Here is a 15132-nt window from a genome sequence, read left to right on the forward strand (position 1 = left end):
CGGCGCGAACGTCGGACTCGGAACCGCCCTAACCGGAGCCTTCCTCGTCCTAGGAGGAGCCGCACTGATGATCCTGCGCAAACGCCGCCAACACTGACCAAGCGTCTGTGGTCCGTCCCGCGTTCTTCATCTGAGGTGCGCGGGACGGAACGGCAAGTGGCTTTCAGGCTCGGCCCCAGGGCCGATTCCGAGTTTGGATCAGCGCGCACTGAACGTTCGCGCTGACCACCAAAGGCCGGCGCCATCGAGCAGGTGCCGGTAAGCAAAGGTTCGGCCTCCGTCCTCTCAGATTCTCCTCAGGGGCGGAGGCCGAACTTTTCTTTGATGCGGCCTCGCTGTCCTCTGAACACGTCCGAACGAGAGAGAAAAACTTCTGCGCTCCAGGCTATTGAGTAGCTGAACACCTGTTTGATACAGTCGTTCAAATCTTCAGCCACAACGATGTGCCAGGAGTACCCATGCAAAGCGAAACCACCTCAACCCAAGACCCGACGCTGCCCGCGAAGGACAGCCCGAGCCCCGCAACAGTCGCCCGGCAGCAAACCACCGGTGGTCTCGCCGGCGGAAAACTCGGGGTCTTCGACATCGTCTTCTTCGTCGTCTCAGCCGCCGCGCCGCTGACCGTCGCCGTGAGCTCCGCGCCCCTGGCCTTCCTGGTGGGAGGCATCGGCGCCCCGGGCGCGATGCTGGCCAGCGGCGTCGTCCTCATCCTCTTCGCCATCGGCTTCACAGCCATGTCCCGCTTCGTCCGCAACACCGGGGCCTTCTATGCCTACGCCGCGGCAGGGCTGGGCAAACCGGTCGGGGTGGGCGTCGCCTTCATCACGATCGTCGCGTACGCCTTCCTGTGCATCTGCTTCTATGCACTGCTCGGCTTCTACGCGAACCTGACCTTCACCCACCTCTTCGGGGTGAATCTGCCGTGGGGTCTCTGGTCAGTGGTCGCCGTCCTGGTGGTCGGTTTCCTCGGCTACCGCAGGATCGACGTCGGCGCCAAGGTGCTAGCGGTCCTCCTCACCGCGGAGATCACCATCCTGCTGGTCATCTCACTCGCCATTCTCGCCCAGCACGGTGCCGGAATTCCGGCCGCCACCGCCGCGAGCTTCGACCCCCGGGCCGTGTTCTTCGCCGCTGGTTCCGGTGCTCTCTTCGTGTTCGGTTTCGGCGCGTTCCTCGGCTTCGAAGGAACGGTCATCTACGCCGAAGAGGCGAAGAAACCGGAGCGCACCGTCCCGAGGGCCACCTATATCGCCATCGCCTTCCTGGCCGTCTTCTACTCCTTCACCTTCTGGGCACTCACGGTGGCGTTCGGGGCCGACGGCGTCCTGGCCCTGGCCAACTCCGCGGACTATGAAGAGATGATGTTCATCGCCGGGAACAACGCGCTCGGAGCGTGGGCCGGCGTCGTCATGCAGATCCTCATCGTCACCAGCTTCTTCGCCAGTGTCCTGGCGTTCCACAATGCCTGTGCCCGTTACATCTTCTCCCTGGGCCGGGAGCGGCTGCTGCCGAAGGCCTTTGCCCGGACGCATCCGCGGATGTCCTCGCCGCACATCGCGAGCATCAGCCTCACCGTATTGTCCGTGGTGGCGATCATCGTCGCCGCAGCGCTCGGTTCGGACCCCTTCCTGGGCGTCGGGTTGTGGAGCTACGCCATCGGGGTGGCCGGGCTCGTCTTCTCCCAGGGGGTCGCGGCAGTTTCCGTGATCGGTTTCTTCTGGAAGGACCGGCGTGGCTACGGGGTGTGGCGCGTCGTCGTCGCCCCGATCCTCGGCGCCGCGGGTCTGCTGTCCGCCTTCGTTCTGATCGTCACGCACTTCGATCTGGTGTCCGGTGTCGAAGGACCGGTGAACTGGCTCATGATCGCGTGCGTGCCGATCGTGTTCGGTGCCGGGATCGTCGTCGGGCTCGTCATGCGGCGCCGTGCACCGGAACGGTACGCGGCCCTGACACAATCGGTGAAGATCGTGACCCGCACCCCCGAGGAGGAACCCCGATGATGGCCACCGTTCGCCGGCAGCAGCGTAAGCAGGAATTGCTCACCGCCACCCACCGCGTGATCAGTGAGCGGGGCATCGCAGGCGCCAGCGTGAGAGCCGTCGCCGACCGCGCGGCACTCAGTCCCGGGAGCATCCTCTACTACTTCGAAAGCTTCGAAGAACTCGTGACCGCCGCCGTGGAGAGCGCCATGGAGGAATTCGGGGACCGCCGTCGTCGTCTCCTGGACGCCGCGGCGGACCCGATCACGGGGCTCTGTCAGATGGTGGAAGCGGGCATCCCGGAACGCATCAGCGACGAACTGCGGATCGTCTATGAGGTCTCCTCCGTGCTGCGGGACAAACCGCAGTTCCGCGCCTCGGTGGCTCTCCTGATGGACCGTCAGGTGGCGATCTACCGGGATCTCATCCGCTGGGGCACGGAGTCGGGGGTGTTCCGGCCCGTCATGGAAGAGGCGACCATCGCCGAGAACCTGGTCGCGCTTGAGGACGCCTACGGCCTCTACCTCCTTGACCCGTCCAGCGACCGCCGCCCGCACTATGTGCGGAACGCCCTGCGGTTCGCGGAAGCCGCCCTCGGCTGCACGCTGCTCCCGGCCACTCCGGACGACACCCTTGAACCTCTCGGAAAGGACTCCACACCATGACGGACCAGCCCGCAGCCACTACGGGAAGCGCTCCCCGGGCCCGCGACCTCGGGATCCCCTTCGATGGGGAACCCGGACCCTGGAATGCGATCACGGACGTGCCCGGTCTGGAGGTCGGTTACGCCACGATCATCGACGACGGGCTCGCGGCCGCTCGCACAGGAGTCACGGCGATCTTCCCCCGGGGCAAGAAGGAACCCGCGGCCGTCTGCGCTGCCGGAATCTTCTCCCTCAACGGCAACGGGGAGCTGACTGGGAGGAGCTGGATCGAGGAGTCAGGACAGTTCCAGACACCCCTTGCGATCACCAATTCACACGCCGTCGGCGCCGTGCACCAAGGCATCGACCAGTGGATGGCGGAGCACGATCCGTTCACAGCGGCCCAGTGGATGCTCCCGGTGGTGGGCGAGACCTGGGACGGCTACCTGAACTCGATCAACGCGGGCCATGTCCGGCCCGAGCACGCCGCCCAGGCCATGGATGCCGCCGTCAACGGACCACTCGACGAGGGCAACGTCGGGGGCGGCACCGGGATGAACTGCTACGGCTTCAAAGGTGGAACCGGCACGGCCTCCCGAATGGTCCGTTCCGGTGAACGGGCGTGGACCGTCGGTGTACTGCTGCAGGCCAATTTCGGGTCCCGGAAGGAACTGCGCGTGGCCGGGCACAGCCTCGGCCGGGATTCGCAGCGCCCGGATCCCATGAGCACCACCGATTGGTTCGAGAAGGACACCGGGACGGTGGCGCGGGCGACCCCCGGTGCGGGAAGCGTGATCGTCATGGTCGCGACGGACGCCCCGATGCTCCCTGATCAGTGCCGGGCGCTGGCCCGTCGCGTGAGTCTCGGGCTCGCCCGGACCGGGACCACTGGAAGTCACTTCTCCGGCGACATCTTCCTGGCGTTCTCCACCGCGAATGGGGATTCGCTCGTGTCCCGGATGGGCGCGGAGACGATCGAGGTCCGCAGTACCGAGCACGTGGCCTGGGGAAACATGGATCCGTTCTACGAGGCGGTCGTCGAAGCCACCGAGGAAGCCGTTCTCAACGCCTTGGTCGCCGCCCGCGACATGACGGGCCGGAACGGGCACGTGAGCTACGCTCTGCCTCACGACGAGATCAGGCGCGCCTTCGGAGGATGATCCCCGGAAGACGCGCCTGATCGACGGCGGTGTGAGAGCTCAGGCGTAATGGCCTGCCATGCGGACCGCGCCGCCGTCGACGCCCTTGGCGCCCTGCACGTAGTCCACGGTGCCGGTGAAGGCGCCGGTGTCCTCGGCGACGGTGCCCATGACCCAGGAGGGCAGGCCGCGTTCGTTCAAACGTGCGACGGCGGCATCCGCGGCCTCCGGGGAGGCGATGGCGATCATGCCCACGCCGAGGTTCAGCGTGCGCTCCAGATCAGCCAGCGGCACATTGCCCAGCTCGGAGACGAGCTTGAAGATGGCCGGCAGCTCCCAGGTGCTGCGGTCCACCGTGGCCAGCAGGCCCTGGGGCAGTACGCGTGCCAGGTTCGCGGCCAGGCCGCCGCCGGTGACGTGGCTGAAACCGTGGATCGCGGCGGAGGAATTGACCGGGAAGGCACGTGCCAGATCCAGGCAATCTGCGGCGTACACGCGGGTGGGCTCCAGAAGCTCCTCACCCAGGGTCCGGCCCAGCTCGGAGACCTGGCGGTCCAGTTCCCAACCGGCGTGGTTGATCACGCGTCGGACCAGGGAGTATCCGTTGGAGTGCAGGCCGGAGGACGCCATGCCGATCACCACGTCCCCGCTCTTGACCCGCTCAGGGCCGAGCAGTGCGTCGGCTTCGACCACACCGGTGGCCGCGCCCGCGACGTCGTACTCGTGCTCGCCCAGCAGGCCGGGGTGCTCCGCCGTCTCGCCGCCCACCAGGGCGGTCCCGGCGACTGAGCAGGCGGCGGCGATACCGCGGACGATGTCCGCGATGCGCTCGGGGACCACCTTGCCGCACGCGATGTAGTCGGTCATGTAGAGCGGCTCGGCACCGACCACGACGATGTCATCCACGACCATGCCCACCAGGTCGAAACCGATGGTGTCGTGGATGTCCATGGCCTGGGCGATGGCCACCTTCGTGCCGACGCCGTCGGTGGACGTCGCCAGCAGCGGCTTCTTGTAGCTGACCAGGCGGGACACATCGAAGAGACCCGCGAAGCCGCCCACGCCGCCCAGCACGGAGGCGTTGTGGGTTGCCTTGACGGCGTCCTTCATGAGTTCGACGGCGCGGTCGCCGGCTTCCACATCGACGCCTGCGGAGGCGTAGGTGATCCCGTTCTCGGCGGGGGAGGAGCTCATGGCTGCCTTTCTGGTGTGGGTGCGGCTCAGGACGCGGGGCGCTTGTCAGCCTCGGTCAGGAAGTTCTCGAATTCGGAGTCGGGGCCGGGGTCGCAACCGGTGGCGGCAGCGACGACGTCGCCGGAGGCGGTCACGCGGGCCTCTTCCTCAGGTGCCACGGACTCGGCGGGAACAGTGGGAGCCTCGGACTCCTCCTCGCGCTCCAGCACGTTCTTGCCGAGGAGCTCGGGGTCCGGCAGGGCGATGGGGTAGGTGCCCGTGAAGCAGGCCGTGCAGAGGCGCTCGCGCGGCTGATGCGTCGCTGCGATCATGCCGTCTTCGGTGATGTAGCCGAGAGAGTCGGCGCCGATGGCCTTGGCGATCTCCTCGATGGAGGCTCCGGAGGCGATCAGTTCGGCGCGCGAGGCGAAGTCGATGCCGTAGAAGCACGGCCACTGAACGGGCGGGGAGGAGATCTTGACGTGGACCTCCTTCGCCCCGGCTTCGCGGAGCATCCGCACGATGGCGCGCTGCGTGTTGCCGCGGACGATCGAGTCGTCCACGACTACGACGCGCTTGCCACGGATCACGGATTCCAGGGCATTCAGCTTCAGGCGGATGCCCAGCTGACGGAGGGTCTGGGACGGCTGGATGAAGGTGCGGCCCACATAGGAGTTCTTCACGAAGCCGTGCGCGAACGGGATGCCGGATTCCTCGGCATAGCCGACGGCCGCCGGGGTGCCGGACTCCGGCACGGGGATCACGATGTCCGCCTCGTGGGTGTTCTCGCGGGCCAGCTGGCGGCCCATCTCCACGCGGGATTCGTACACCGAGCGGCCTGCGATGGTCGCATCGGGGCGGGCCAGGTAGACGTATTCGAAGACGCAGCCGGCCGGGGTCGCCTTGGCGAAGCGCTGGGTACGCACGCCGTTCTCGTCGATGGCGAGGAACTCGCCGGGCTCGATCTCACGGATGTAGCTGGCGCCCACGGTGGCGAGAGCGGACTGCTCGGACGCCACCACCCAGCCGCGCTCCAGGCGGCCGAGTACGAGAGGACGGATGCCGTAGGTGTCGCGGGCCGCGTAAAGAGTGCCTTCGTCCATGAAGACGAAGCAGAAGCCGCCCTTGATTTTCGGCAGCAGCTCCAGGGCCGTCTGCTCCAGGGTCTTCTCCGGCTCGCCTTCCAGCAGCGCCGTCACCAGGGCGGTGTCGGAGGTGTTGCCTTGCTTCATCTCGCCACTGAGATGGCCACCGGTGCGCTCCATGATCATCTGGCGCAGTTCGGCGGTGTTGGTGAGATTGCCGTTGTGGGCGAGGGCGACCGTGCCGTTGGCCGTCGCGCCCAGGGTGGGCTGCGCGTTGGCCCAGTGGCTGGCACCTGTGGTGGAGTACCGGCAGTGCCCCACGGCCAGGTGGCCGGTCAGGGTGTTCAGGGTGGTTTCGTCGAAGACCTGGGAGACGAGTCCCATGTCCTTGTAGACGTTGATGCGTTGGCCGTCGCTCGTTGCGATACCGGCGGACTCCTGTCCGCGGTGCTGCAAGGCGTACAGGCCGTAGTAGGTCAGTTTGGCGACCTCTTCACCGGGAGCCCAGACGCCGAAGACGCCACAAGCGTCCTGGGGTCCTTTTTCGCCGGGGAGAAGATCGTGTGAGAGTTTTCCGTCACCGCGTGCCACTGCTCAATTATCGCATGCCGCGCGGAAGCCAAGACACTCGTGCGGGAGTGCGACGGCGGCTGCCCGCCCGGGAGGCCGGGTGAGGGGAATCAGTCTTCGTCGGCTTCAGCGGCGGACGCAGCCCGGTTCTCCTCGGTGCTGAGCTCGCGGACCGTTGCGATACGGCTGTTGCGGCGCCCGATGCGGTCCAGGATGAGTGCCACCACGGCGCCGAGTGCGACGCCCACGCCCGCGAAGAGCACGGCCAGGAAACCGAACACGGTGCTGGGGTCGTAGGCGCGGCCCGGATTGGACACTGATTGCGGGGACGGGAAGCCGAAGGCGGAGATGGCGGCCACGGCCAGGCCCACGAGACCGCCGGCCACCAGGAACGGCACATACTTCGGTGCGGTGCGCACCGTGATCTGGCGCTCTTCGAGGGAGGGTTCGCCGTGCGTGGCGCGGTCCTGCTGCATGCCTACAAGGGTATCCCGGATCTCTGGACGTTCCCTGCGAGCTGCCTAGGGATGCCCGCAGTCCCTCGCCGTTCCGCGAAGTGACAGCTTGCGCCCCTAAAACCAGGTTTTAGGGGCGCAAGCTGTCACTTCGCGTGGATGAAGTCCGGGCGTCAGGATCCGCGGTAGGTGGAGAACGCGAAGGGGCTGAGCAGCAGCGGCACGTGGTAGTGCTCGCCGGTGTCCGCGACGGAGAAAGTCAGGTCGACCTCCGGGAAGAAGGTGTCCTGGCCTGCACCCGCGTAGTACTGGCCGGTGGCGAAGGTGAGCTTGTAGGTGCCCCCTGCGACGGCCTCCGGGCCGAGGTTCTTGATGCGGCCGTCGGCATCGGTGACGCCGCGGGCGACTTCGCTCCACGCGCCGTCGTTGTTGACGGACAGGACCACCGGGACGTCGGCGGCCGGACGGCCTGAGCCGGTGTCCAGGATGTGGGTGGTGATCTGGGAAACGCTCATGCCTGTACGGCTCCTTCCAGGCGCAGCACGGCGATCTGCCGCAGCTGGTCCGCCACGATGATGTCTTCTTCTTCAGGGGTGTTGCCCAGGCGCTCGTTGAGCGCGGCCAGGATCTCCTGTGCGCTGCGGCCCGCGGCGCGGATCAGGAAGACCCTGCCGAACTTGGCGTCGTAGGCGGCGTTGCCTTCGGCCAGGGCGTCCTGGACGGCGCGGTCGTTGGGGTCGACGGCGGACTGCTCATTGCGGGAGAGCGAGGCTTCCTTGCTGTCGCCCTTCGCCCGTTCGCCGATCCGCGGGTGATGCGCCAGGGCGGACTCGAGTTCCTCGGCGGTGAATGGCGAGGCCACCGTGCCCGCGGTTTCGCTGAGCTCGCCTGAGGAGGCGTATGGCCGGGCGTCGACGACGGCCTCGATCCAGCGTTGGATGTCCAGGCTCGGGCGGACGACGGCGATGGCGTCCTCTCGGGACAGGGCGTTGAATTCCTCGAGCTTCATATGCACCTATTTCGCATTGCGGAACTTGATTTTCAGTATGCGTAATAATTGAACGTGCTGAGGAGCTTGGGTGTCAAGCGTCACAGGGTCCCGGGCCCCTTGCCGACGCCTCGCAGGAGAGGTGCTCTGATTCAGGCGTCCGCTTCGACGGCGGTGTGCACGGTGAAGTGCTGACCGACGCGGTGGCTGATGGACCCCGGAGCGGGGCGGACGGCGTCGCCCGCGTCCGTGGACGGTGAGGCGGCAACGACGGCGCGGCCTCCTGAGTTGACCATCGCGGCGGCGTCGCCGAGCGTTCGCAGCAGCGGCAACACCAGCAACTCCAGTTTCTGTGCCGTGACGTCCATGCCGACGATCCCGGCCACGGAGCCGGAGCGGAACACCGGCTGGGTGAAAGTGCAGACGTATTCATCCGTGCAGAGCAGATCGATGTACGGCCCGGTGACGTGCGGCTTTCCTGTGGAGACGGGCACCCGGAACCACTCGGCGCGCATGTAGCGGCTGACCGGCTGCGGGCTGAAGTTGGCGAGGGCGTCCACGCGCTCCATGTCATCGCCCTGCCACCATGCGATGTAGCTGCGGTCCTCTGCGAGAAGGCCGAGATTCGCCACGAAGCCCGCACCGGCGAACGGCGAGCCGGGCTGATGGAGGAGTTCGTCGACGGATGGGCGGATGAATTTGTCGACGGCGGTGCTGGTCACCTTAGCGGTCCTGCCCAGCCATTCGGTGGTCCGGGTGGCCCACTCGTCCAGTCGGCTTTCCAAGGTTCCGATGAGGGTGTTCAGATGCCGGATCGACTCGGGGGCGTCGTCCTGCGTGAGGGGGGTTGCTGTGGCGTCAGTGTGAGTCATGTGCCGCCTCCTTGCGGCTGAGCGACCCGGCGGAAAGTTCGTCGAGTAGCCATGAACTGGTGTTGTGGATGAGTTCGCGGACCAGGGATTCGGCGGCTGGGGAGTCGCGCCGCTCGATGGCGGAGGCGAGAGCTTGATGGAGCCGGCTCGCTTCCTCGCGAAAAGCTTCGTCCCCGAAGGGGAGGATCGTCAAGGTGCCGAGCTCGGCCTGGATCCGGAGGAGTTCCCGGGCCAGGCGGGCGGAACGGGCGGCCGCCGCGATCTCAAGGATGAATTCCGAATGGGCCATGCGCCAGGTCAGGGGGTCGGTGGCCCCGGCGCCAGGAGTCGTGGCGAGTTCCTGAAGGGTTTCCAGATCGTCGGGTGTCGCGCGTCGTGCGGCGAGGCCTGCGCAGGCTGAGGCGATCGCCTGGTAGTGGAGGCTCAGATCGCTGATCTGCAACCGTGTGAGCGAGCCGAGCCGGCGTCGGGCTTTCTCGGGAGAGGGGAGCGCATCGTCGGCGATGAAACTTCCGCCGCTGCGGCCCCGGACGGTGCGGATGAGGCCCTGGCCGCGCAATTGTGAGAGCGCCTCCCGGGTGGTGACCGCGGAGACGCCGAGTGCCGAGGCGAGTTCCACTTCGTTGGGCAGCCGCTGGCCTGCGCTGAGCAGGCCGGTTTCGATGGCCAATTCGATTCTGGCGCACACCTCGTCCACCAGCCCGCCCGACTTGATCGGGGTGAACAGTGCGGCCAGGCTGCGGGAGGCCCCGAGTGGCGAAAGCGACATCCCTACCCCTCCTGCTGCGGTTTTCCTGGCGATGCCGGGTGATGAGAGCCGGGTGGCCCGGCTTACAGACATGCTAGCCCGGCTTCAAATTGGGGTCTATACATAAATCATCATAAGTAATAGTCTTTAGCGCAGAAGACGGAATGTGAGACGCATCACGTACTCGATTCCGGGAGAACGGGCCCTCGGGCGCCATACGAGAAAAGGCATCGCGATGAGTGAAACGGCACAGAGCTCCGCTCGGGGCTCCGCCACGGACACGGACCAGATTCCCGCCATCCGCCTCCGGAAGCTGGTCAAATCCTTCGGGGAGGTCAACGCCGTCGACGGGGTCGACCTGGACATCCGGCAGGGCGAGTTCTTCTCCATGCTGGGACCCTCCGGCTCCGGGAAGACGACGGTGCTGCGCATGATCGCCGGCTTCGAACTGCCCACTTCGGGCAGCATCGAGCTCGACGGCGCGGACGTGAGCACCAAGGCCCCGTTCGAACGCGACGTCAACACCGTCTTCCAGGACTACGCGCTCTTCCCGCACATGTCCCTCATCGACAACGTCGCCTACGGTCTGCGGGTGCGCGGCATCGCCAAGAACGAACGACGGGAACGCGCGGCCCAGGCCCTGGAGCGAGTCCAGCTCGGCAAGTTCCTGGCCCGCCGTCCCGCACAGCTCTCCGGCGGTCAGCGGCAGCGCGTCGCCCTGGCCCGCGCCCTCGTGGTGGAGCCCAAAGTGCTCCTCCTCGACGAGCCGCTCGGTGCCCTGGATCTCAAGCTCCGCCAGCAGATGCAGATCGAGCTCAAGGAACTCCAGCGTTCCCTCGGGATCACCTTCATCTTCGTCACCCACGACCAGGAGGAGGCCCTGACGATGAGCGACCGGATCGGGGTGTTCAGTAACGGGCGCATCGCCCAGACAGGCTCGGCACACGAGATCTACCAGCATCCCCAGACCGCCTTCGTGGCGAACTTCGTCGGCACCTCCAACATCCTTGAATCCGGGATCGGCGGAACCCCTGCCGGCCCCGGGGCCAGCTTCGTCGTCCGTCCCGAACGACTCCGGCTGGACTGGGAGGCCGCGCACGACGCCGCTGGCCAGGCTTCCGGCGAACGCTCCCTCGCGGGGCAGGTCACCTCGGCCGTCTATGTCGGGCACGCGACCCAGGTGCACATCGACCTCGACGCCGGACCGGGCATCGTCGCGCTCCTCCACGAGGACGTCCCGGACACCGATGCCCTCCAAGGCCGTCGCGTCACCGTCAGCTGGGCTGAGCGGGACGCCGTATGGCTCCCGGAAGCCGCCTGAACCCCGGAAAGCACCGGATGTCGCCGGTGCGGCGGAAGACCCCGCCCGCCGTCGTCGTCCCCCATTGATCACCGCACGATTCACACCGCAGCACACCTCGAAAGGACAGCACCATGACCCGGACAAGCATGCGCCTCAAGGCCGCGGGCATCGCCGCCGTCGCGGCTCTCGCCCTCACCGCCTGTGGCACCACGAGCGGAGGCGGCGGAAGCGCCGCCCAGACACCCGCTAAAACCGAGATCGGACAGGGGGAAGGCCAGGTTTCGATCCTCGGCTGGCCCGGCTACGTCGAGGACGGGTCCAACGATCCCAAAGTCGACTGGGTCCACCCCTTCGAGAAGGAGACCGGCTGCAAGGTCAGCTTCAAGCCCTTCGGCACCTCTGACGAGGCGGTCACCCTCATGCGTACCGGACAGTACGACGTCATCTCCGCCTCCGGTGACGCCTCGCTCCGCCTCGTGGCCGGCGGCGACGTCCAGCCGGTCAACACGGGTCTGCTGAAGAACTACACCGACATCTCACCGTTCCTCAAAGACAAGGCCTGGAACACGATGGACGGGGTCAACTATGGCGTGCCGCACGGCTGGGGAGCCAACCTCCTGATGTACCGCACCGACAAGGTCACGCCCGCCCCCACCTCCTGGAAGTCGGTCTTCGAAGACGGCTCCCAGTACGTCGGCAAGGTGACCGCCTACGACTCGCCGATCTACATCGCCGACGCCGCCATGTACCTCATGAAGCACCAACCGGACCTGGGCATCAAGAACCCCTACGCGCTGGATGAGAAGCAGCTGGACGCGGCGAAGAGCCTGCTGAAGGACCAGAAGAAGAACATCGGTGAGTACTGGAACGACGTCACCAAGGAGGTGCAGTCCTTCGCTTCCGGGTCCACCGTCATCGGCACCACCTGGCAGGTCGGCGCCAACATCGCCACCGGCAACGGCACCAAGGTGGCGACCGTTCTTCCCGAGGAAGGCGCCACCGGTTGGTCCGACACCTGGATGATCGGTTCCAAGACCAAGAATCCCAACTGTTCCTACAAGTGGCTCGACTACATCGCCAGCCCCAAGGCGCAGGCCGCCGTCGCTGAGTACTTCGGCGAGGCCCCGGCCAATCCCAAGGCCTGCGACCTGATGTCGGACAAGAAGTTCTGCGAGACCTACCACGTCAGCGACGCCGACTATGCCTCCAAGATCTGGTACTGGACCACGCCGGTGGAGAAGTGTCTGGACGGGCGTACCGACGTCAAGTGCACCGACTACTCGGCCTGGACCAAGGCCTGGACGGAAATCAAGGGTTAGTCATGTCGATCCAGCTCAGCCGGCCCGGCGTCGATCCGGGACGGGGAGGCGGCCGCGGTGCCGTCCCCCGGGCCAAGGCGAGCCCTCTTTCGGGCTTCCTGTACCGTTCCCCCAAAGCGCGCCTGGCGGGTCTGCTCACGGCGCCGGCCGGCTGGCTGGTCCTGGTCTACATCGCGGCGCTCGCGGCTCTGCTCATCACCGCCTTGTGGAGCGTCGACTCGTTCACGGGCAAGGTCTCCCAGACCTGGACCCTGGACAACATCAAGCAGGCGCTGTTCGACCCCGTGTACCAGGGGATCGCCTTGCGCACCCTCTGGATCGCGGTGCTGGTGACGGTCATCGATGCGGTGATCGCGATCCCGCTGGCCTTCTTCATCGCCAAGGTCGCGACGCCGCGCTGGCAGAAGCTGCTTCTCGCCGCGGTGCTCATGCCGCTCTGGGCCAGCTACCTGGTGAAAGCCTATGCGTGGCGCAATGTGCTCGCGGAAGGTGGACTCCTGGAATGGTTGGGAGCGCCTCTGGGCCTGAACTCGCCCGGATACTCCGAGACGGCCGTGATCCTGACGCTCGCCTACATCTGGCTGCCGTACATGATCCTGCCGATCCACGCCGGTTTCGAGAAGGTCCCCGGCAACCTCCTGGAGGCTTCCGGCGACCTGGGGGCGAAGCCGTGGGCCACGGTGCGCCTGGTGGTGATGCCGTTGCTGGTGCCGTCCATCATCGCCGGAACGATCTTCACTTTCTCCCTGACGCTGGGCGACTACATCACGGCGCAGATCGTGGGCGGCAAGACCCAGATGCTCGGCACGGTGGTCTACAGCAATGTGGGCGCGGCCAACAATCTGCCTTTCGCCTCGGCGGTCTCCCTGATCCCGATCGCGATCATCATGATCTACCTGCTCGTGGTGCGCCGGACCGGCGCCCTGGACGAACTGTAAGGAGGGACTGCCATGAGGCTTTCACGAGGCGCCAAATGGGTGCTCGGTCTGATCACGGGCGTGGTCCTGTTCTTCATCTACGCGCCGTTGCTGCTGGTGGTGGTGAACTCCTTCAATGCCGACAGGACGTTCGGCTGGCCGCCCAAGGGCTTCACCCTTGAGTGGTGGGGGAGGGCGTTCGAGAACGACGGCGTCCGCTCGGCCCTGGTCTCCTCCCTCTGGGTGGGTGCCGTCGCCACCTTGCTGGCGCTGGTGCTCGGCACCTTGCTGGCCCTGGCGCTGCAGCGGTATCGCTTCTTCGGCCGGGACGTGGTGAACCTGCTGGTCATCCTGCCGATCGCCTTGCCTGGCATCGTGACCGGCATCGCCCTGAACAACATGTTCACCACGATCCTGGGCGTTCCACTGAGCATGTTCACCGTGGTGGTGGCACATGCGACCTTCTGCATCGTGACCGTCTTCAACAACGTCATCGCCCGCCTGCGGCGCGTGAACCCAGGCTTGGAGGAGGCCTCCGCGGACCTCGGTGCCGGGGTGTTCACGACTTTCTGGCAGGTGACGTTCCCGCAGCTGCGTTCGGCTCTGCTGGCCGGTGGGCTTCTGGCGTTTGCTCTGAGCTTCGATGAGATCATCGTGACGACCTTCACCATCGGTGCCGGTGAGACCACGCTGCCGATCTGGATCCTGCAGAACCTGTTCCGCCCCAACCAGGCCCCCGTGGTCAACGTGGTCGCGGTGGTCCTGATCCTGATCTCGATCCTGCCGATCTGGCTGGCGCAGAAACTCTCCTCGGACACGGTGGCGGGGAAGTAGCGCGCACCTTCTCTCCCTCCTCGCGAGATGCCAGTTGAGCACAGTGTTTCCCTCTGGGACTGTGCTCAACTGGCATCTCGCGAGCATGAGGGAGGCATTGGCCTGTGGATAACGTTCTTGAGGCGTCGAATTCGGGCAACGATGGAGCATGCACCGCACTCCGCTGCCGCAGGAACTGAACTTGCGGTCCTTCACCCTGGCGCAGCAGGCCGCCCTGGGTGTGAGCCGGAACCGAGTCCGGGCACAGGACCTGAAAGTTGTTTCCAGAGGCCTGCGGATCCCGCTCGAATCGGATCTCAAAGGACCCGCGGCTCTACTTGCCTACACCGAGGAAGATCCGGGAGCGGCGATCATGGATCTCACCGCAGCGGAGATCCATCACATGCCTTTGCCGTCATATTCACGCGGCGATTGGCGTGTCTACCTGGGGCGGTCCAGAGGACGGAACCGTGCTCGCCGGAAGAACGTGGTGGGGAGGACGGTCACTTTCAAGGAGGGAGAAGTGGTCCTGCTTGAAGGGCTGAGGATCACAAGCCCGGCGCGGACCTGGCTTGATCTTGCCGGACGTCTGAGGCTCGAAGATCTGGTGGCAGCCGGGGACTTCCTGGTGTGCGAACACGGGCCCGAATCGCCAGCACCACGGCGTGGGATCTGCACGGTCACGGATCTTGAGAAGGTCATCGAGAGACACTCAGGCATGCGTGGGGTCAAGACCGCTCGGGCTGCGGTGGCTCTGATCAGAGTCGGTGCTGATTCGCCCCAGGAGACGGCGCTGAGATTGGTGCTCGGCGAGCACGGGTTGCCCGAACCGGTGCTCAACCACGTACTCCGGACTCCGGATGGGCGTGCACGGGTGTGGCCGGATCTGGCGTACCTGGAAGCGCGCCTCTCCATTCAGTATGACGGCGTGCATCACGAAGGATCTGACCAGTACCGTCGTGACATCCGGCGCCAGGCACTCACCGAACAACTCGGCTGGCGGGAAGTGAGGATCAGCAAGGATGATCTCGAAGGGCGCTTTCCTCATGCGGTGACCAAGATCCGCCGGAAGCTGGAAGAGTCCGGATGGGACAGTTCCTCGCGAGATGCCAGTTGAGCACAGTGTG

General features: G+C 66.1%; 15 protein-coding genes. 8 read left to right on the forward strand and 7 right to left on the reverse strand.

Annotated elements, in window-relative coordinates:
- Positions 1-458 precede the first annotated feature (458 nt).
- The 3 genes from ACIPXZ_RS11320 to ACIPXZ_RS11330 are packed head-to-tail and all read left to right on the forward strand — an operon-like array spanning position 459 to position 3783.
- The gene (locus tag ACIPXZ_RS11320; protein WP_400593980.1) at positions 459-2000 is read left to right on the forward strand and encodes an APC family permease; all 1542 of its coding nucleotides are present in this window, start codon (positions 459-461) and stop codon (positions 1998-2000) included.
- A complete protein-coding gene (locus ACIPXZ_RS11325; RefSeq protein WP_400593981.1) occupies positions 1997-2644 on the forward strand; it encodes a TetR/AcrR family transcriptional regulator in 648 nt (215 codons plus the stop codon). Before ACIPXZ_RS11320 ends, ACIPXZ_RS11325 begins: the two co-directional genes overlap by 4 nt.
- Positions 2641-3783 carry a P1 family peptidase gene (locus tag ACIPXZ_RS11330; protein ID WP_400593983.1) on the forward strand — a complete coding sequence of 381 codons (1143 nt, stop codon included), beginning with the start codon at positions 2641-2643 and terminating at the stop codon, positions 3781-3783. Before ACIPXZ_RS11325 ends, ACIPXZ_RS11330 begins: the two co-directional genes overlap by 4 nt.
- A gap of 39 nt (positions 3784-3822) precedes the next feature.
- Here the strand turns inward: ACIPXZ_RS11330 and purM are convergent, their stop codons facing one another.
- From purM to ACIPXZ_RS11365, 7 genes are all read right to left on the reverse strand, one after another.
- Complete coding sequence (purM, locus tag ACIPXZ_RS11335) at positions 3823-4956, reverse strand: phosphoribosylformylglycinamidine cyclo-ligase (RefSeq protein ID WP_400593985.1); 1134 nt, start codon at positions 4954-4956, stop codon at positions 3823-3825.
- Positions 4957-4982: 26 nt separating this feature from the next.
- Positions 4983-6611 carry an amidophosphoribosyltransferase gene (gene purF, locus ACIPXZ_RS11340; RefSeq protein ID WP_400593988.1) on the reverse strand — a complete coding sequence of 543 codons (1629 nt, stop codon included), beginning with the start codon at positions 6609-6611 and terminating at the stop codon, positions 4983-4985.
- Between the two features lie 89 nt (positions 6612-6700).
- Positions 6701-7066 (reverse strand): hypothetical protein, encoded by a 366-nt coding sequence (locus ACIPXZ_RS11345; protein ID WP_400593991.1) that lies wholly within the window; start codon positions 7064-7066, stop codon positions 6701-6703.
- 152 nt (positions 7067-7218) lie between these two features.
- On the reverse strand, positions 7219-7560 hold the full coding sequence (gene uraH / locus ACIPXZ_RS11350; protein WP_400593994.1) for a hydroxyisourate hydrolase: 342 nt from the start codon (positions 7558-7560) through the stop codon (positions 7219-7221).
- Complete coding sequence (gene uraD / locus ACIPXZ_RS11355) at positions 7557-8054, reverse strand: 2-oxo-4-hydroxy-4-carboxy-5-ureidoimidazoline decarboxylase (RefSeq protein WP_400593997.1); 498 nt, start codon at positions 8052-8054, stop codon at positions 7557-7559. Before uraD ends, uraH begins: the two co-directional genes overlap by 4 nt.
- A gap of 131 nt (positions 8055-8185) precedes the next feature.
- On the reverse strand, positions 8186-8905 hold the full coding sequence (locus ACIPXZ_RS11360) for a cache domain-containing protein (RefSeq protein ID WP_400594000.1): 720 nt from the start codon (positions 8903-8905) through the stop codon (positions 8186-8188).
- Complete coding sequence (locus tag ACIPXZ_RS11365; protein ID WP_400594003.1) at positions 8892-9674, reverse strand: FadR/GntR family transcriptional regulator; 783 nt, start codon at positions 9672-9674, stop codon at positions 8892-8894. Before ACIPXZ_RS11365 ends, ACIPXZ_RS11360 begins: the two co-directional genes overlap by 14 nt.
- Before the next feature lie 214 nt (positions 9675-9888).
- Here ACIPXZ_RS11365 and ACIPXZ_RS11370 point away from each other — a divergent pair, with 214 nt between their 5' ends.
- The 5 genes from ACIPXZ_RS11370 (at position 9889) to ACIPXZ_RS11390 (ending at position 15122) form a co-directional block, all read left to right on the forward strand.
- Entirely contained in the window at positions 9889-10974 is a 1086-nt protein-coding gene (locus ACIPXZ_RS11370; protein ID WP_400594006.1) for an ABC transporter ATP-binding protein, read from the forward strand.
- Between the two features lie 113 nt (positions 10975-11087).
- Positions 11088-12275, forward strand: coding sequence for an ABC transporter substrate-binding protein (locus ACIPXZ_RS11375; protein WP_400594009.1), 1188 nt, complete (start codon positions 11088-11090; stop codon positions 12273-12275).
- Between the two features lie 2 nt (positions 12276-12277).
- On the forward strand, positions 12278-13213 hold the full coding sequence (locus ACIPXZ_RS11380; RefSeq protein ID WP_400594012.1) for an ABC transporter permease: 936 nt from the start codon (positions 12278-12280) through the stop codon (positions 13211-13213).
- Between the two features lie 12 nt (positions 13214-13225).
- Positions 13226-14026 (forward strand): ABC transporter permease, encoded by an 801-nt coding sequence (locus tag ACIPXZ_RS11385; protein WP_400594015.1) that lies wholly within the window; start codon positions 13226-13228, stop codon positions 14024-14026.
- Between the two features lie 148 nt (positions 14027-14174).
- Positions 14175-15122 carry an endonuclease domain-containing protein gene (locus ACIPXZ_RS11390; RefSeq protein ID WP_400594018.1) on the forward strand — a complete coding sequence of 316 codons (948 nt, stop codon included), beginning with the start codon at positions 14175-14177 and terminating at the stop codon, positions 15120-15122.
- Positions 15123-15132: the final 10 nt, after the last annotated feature.

The organism is Arthrobacter sp. NPDC090010, from assembly GCF_044748305.1.
Lineage (GTDB): Bacteria > Actinomycetota > Actinomycetes > Actinomycetales > Micrococcaceae > Arthrobacter_E.

Excerpts from the sequence above, each read along its gene's own strand:
- ACIPXZ_RS11320 (WP_400593980.1), top strand. The coding sequence starts at position 459 with ATGCAAAGCGAAACCACCTCAACCCAAGACCCGACGCTGCCCGCGAAG.
- ACIPXZ_RS11325 (WP_400593981.1), top strand. The coding sequence starts at position 1,997 with ATGATGGCCACCGTTCGCCGGCAGCAGCGTAAGCAGGAATTGCTCACC.
- ACIPXZ_RS11330 (WP_400593983.1), top strand. The coding sequence starts at position 2,641 with ATGACGGACCAGCCCGCAGCCACTACGGGAAGCGCTCCCCGGGCCCGC.
- purM (WP_400593985.1), bottom strand. The coding sequence starts at position 4,956 with ATGAGCTCCTCCCCCGCCGAGAACGGGATCACCTACGCCTCCGCAGGC.
- ACIPXZ_RS11345 (WP_400593991.1), bottom strand. The coding sequence starts at position 7,066 with ATGCAGCAGGACCGCGCCACGCACGGCGAACCCTCCCTCGAAGAGCGC.
- uraH (WP_400593994.1), bottom strand. The coding sequence starts at position 7,560 with ATGAGCGTTTCCCAGATCACCACCCACATCCTGGACACCGGCTCAGGC.
- uraD (WP_400593997.1), bottom strand. The coding sequence starts at position 8,054 with ATGAAGCTCGAGGAATTCAACGCCCTGTCCCGAGAGGACGCCATCGCC.
- ACIPXZ_RS11360 (WP_400594000.1), bottom strand. The coding sequence starts at position 8,905 with ATGACTCACACTGACGCCACAGCAACCCCCCTCACGCAGGACGACGCC.
- ACIPXZ_RS11365 (WP_400594003.1), bottom strand. The coding sequence starts at position 9,674 with ATGTCGCTTTCGCCACTCGGGGCCTCCCGCAGCCTGGCCGCACTGTTC.
- ACIPXZ_RS11370 (WP_400594006.1), top strand. The coding sequence starts at position 9,889 with ATGAGTGAAACGGCACAGAGCTCCGCTCGGGGCTCCGCCACGGACACG.
- ACIPXZ_RS11375 (WP_400594009.1), top strand. The coding sequence starts at position 11,088 with ATGACCCGGACAAGCATGCGCCTCAAGGCCGCGGGCATCGCCGCCGTC.
- ACIPXZ_RS11380 (WP_400594012.1), top strand. The coding sequence starts at position 12,278 with ATGTCGATCCAGCTCAGCCGGCCCGGCGTCGATCCGGGACGGGGAGGC.
- ACIPXZ_RS11385 (WP_400594015.1), top strand. The coding sequence starts at position 13,226 with ATGAGGCTTTCACGAGGCGCCAAATGGGTGCTCGGTCTGATCACGGGC.
- ACIPXZ_RS11390 (WP_400594018.1), top strand. The coding sequence starts at position 14,175 with ATGCACCGCACTCCGCTGCCGCAGGAACTGAACTTGCGGTCCTTCACC.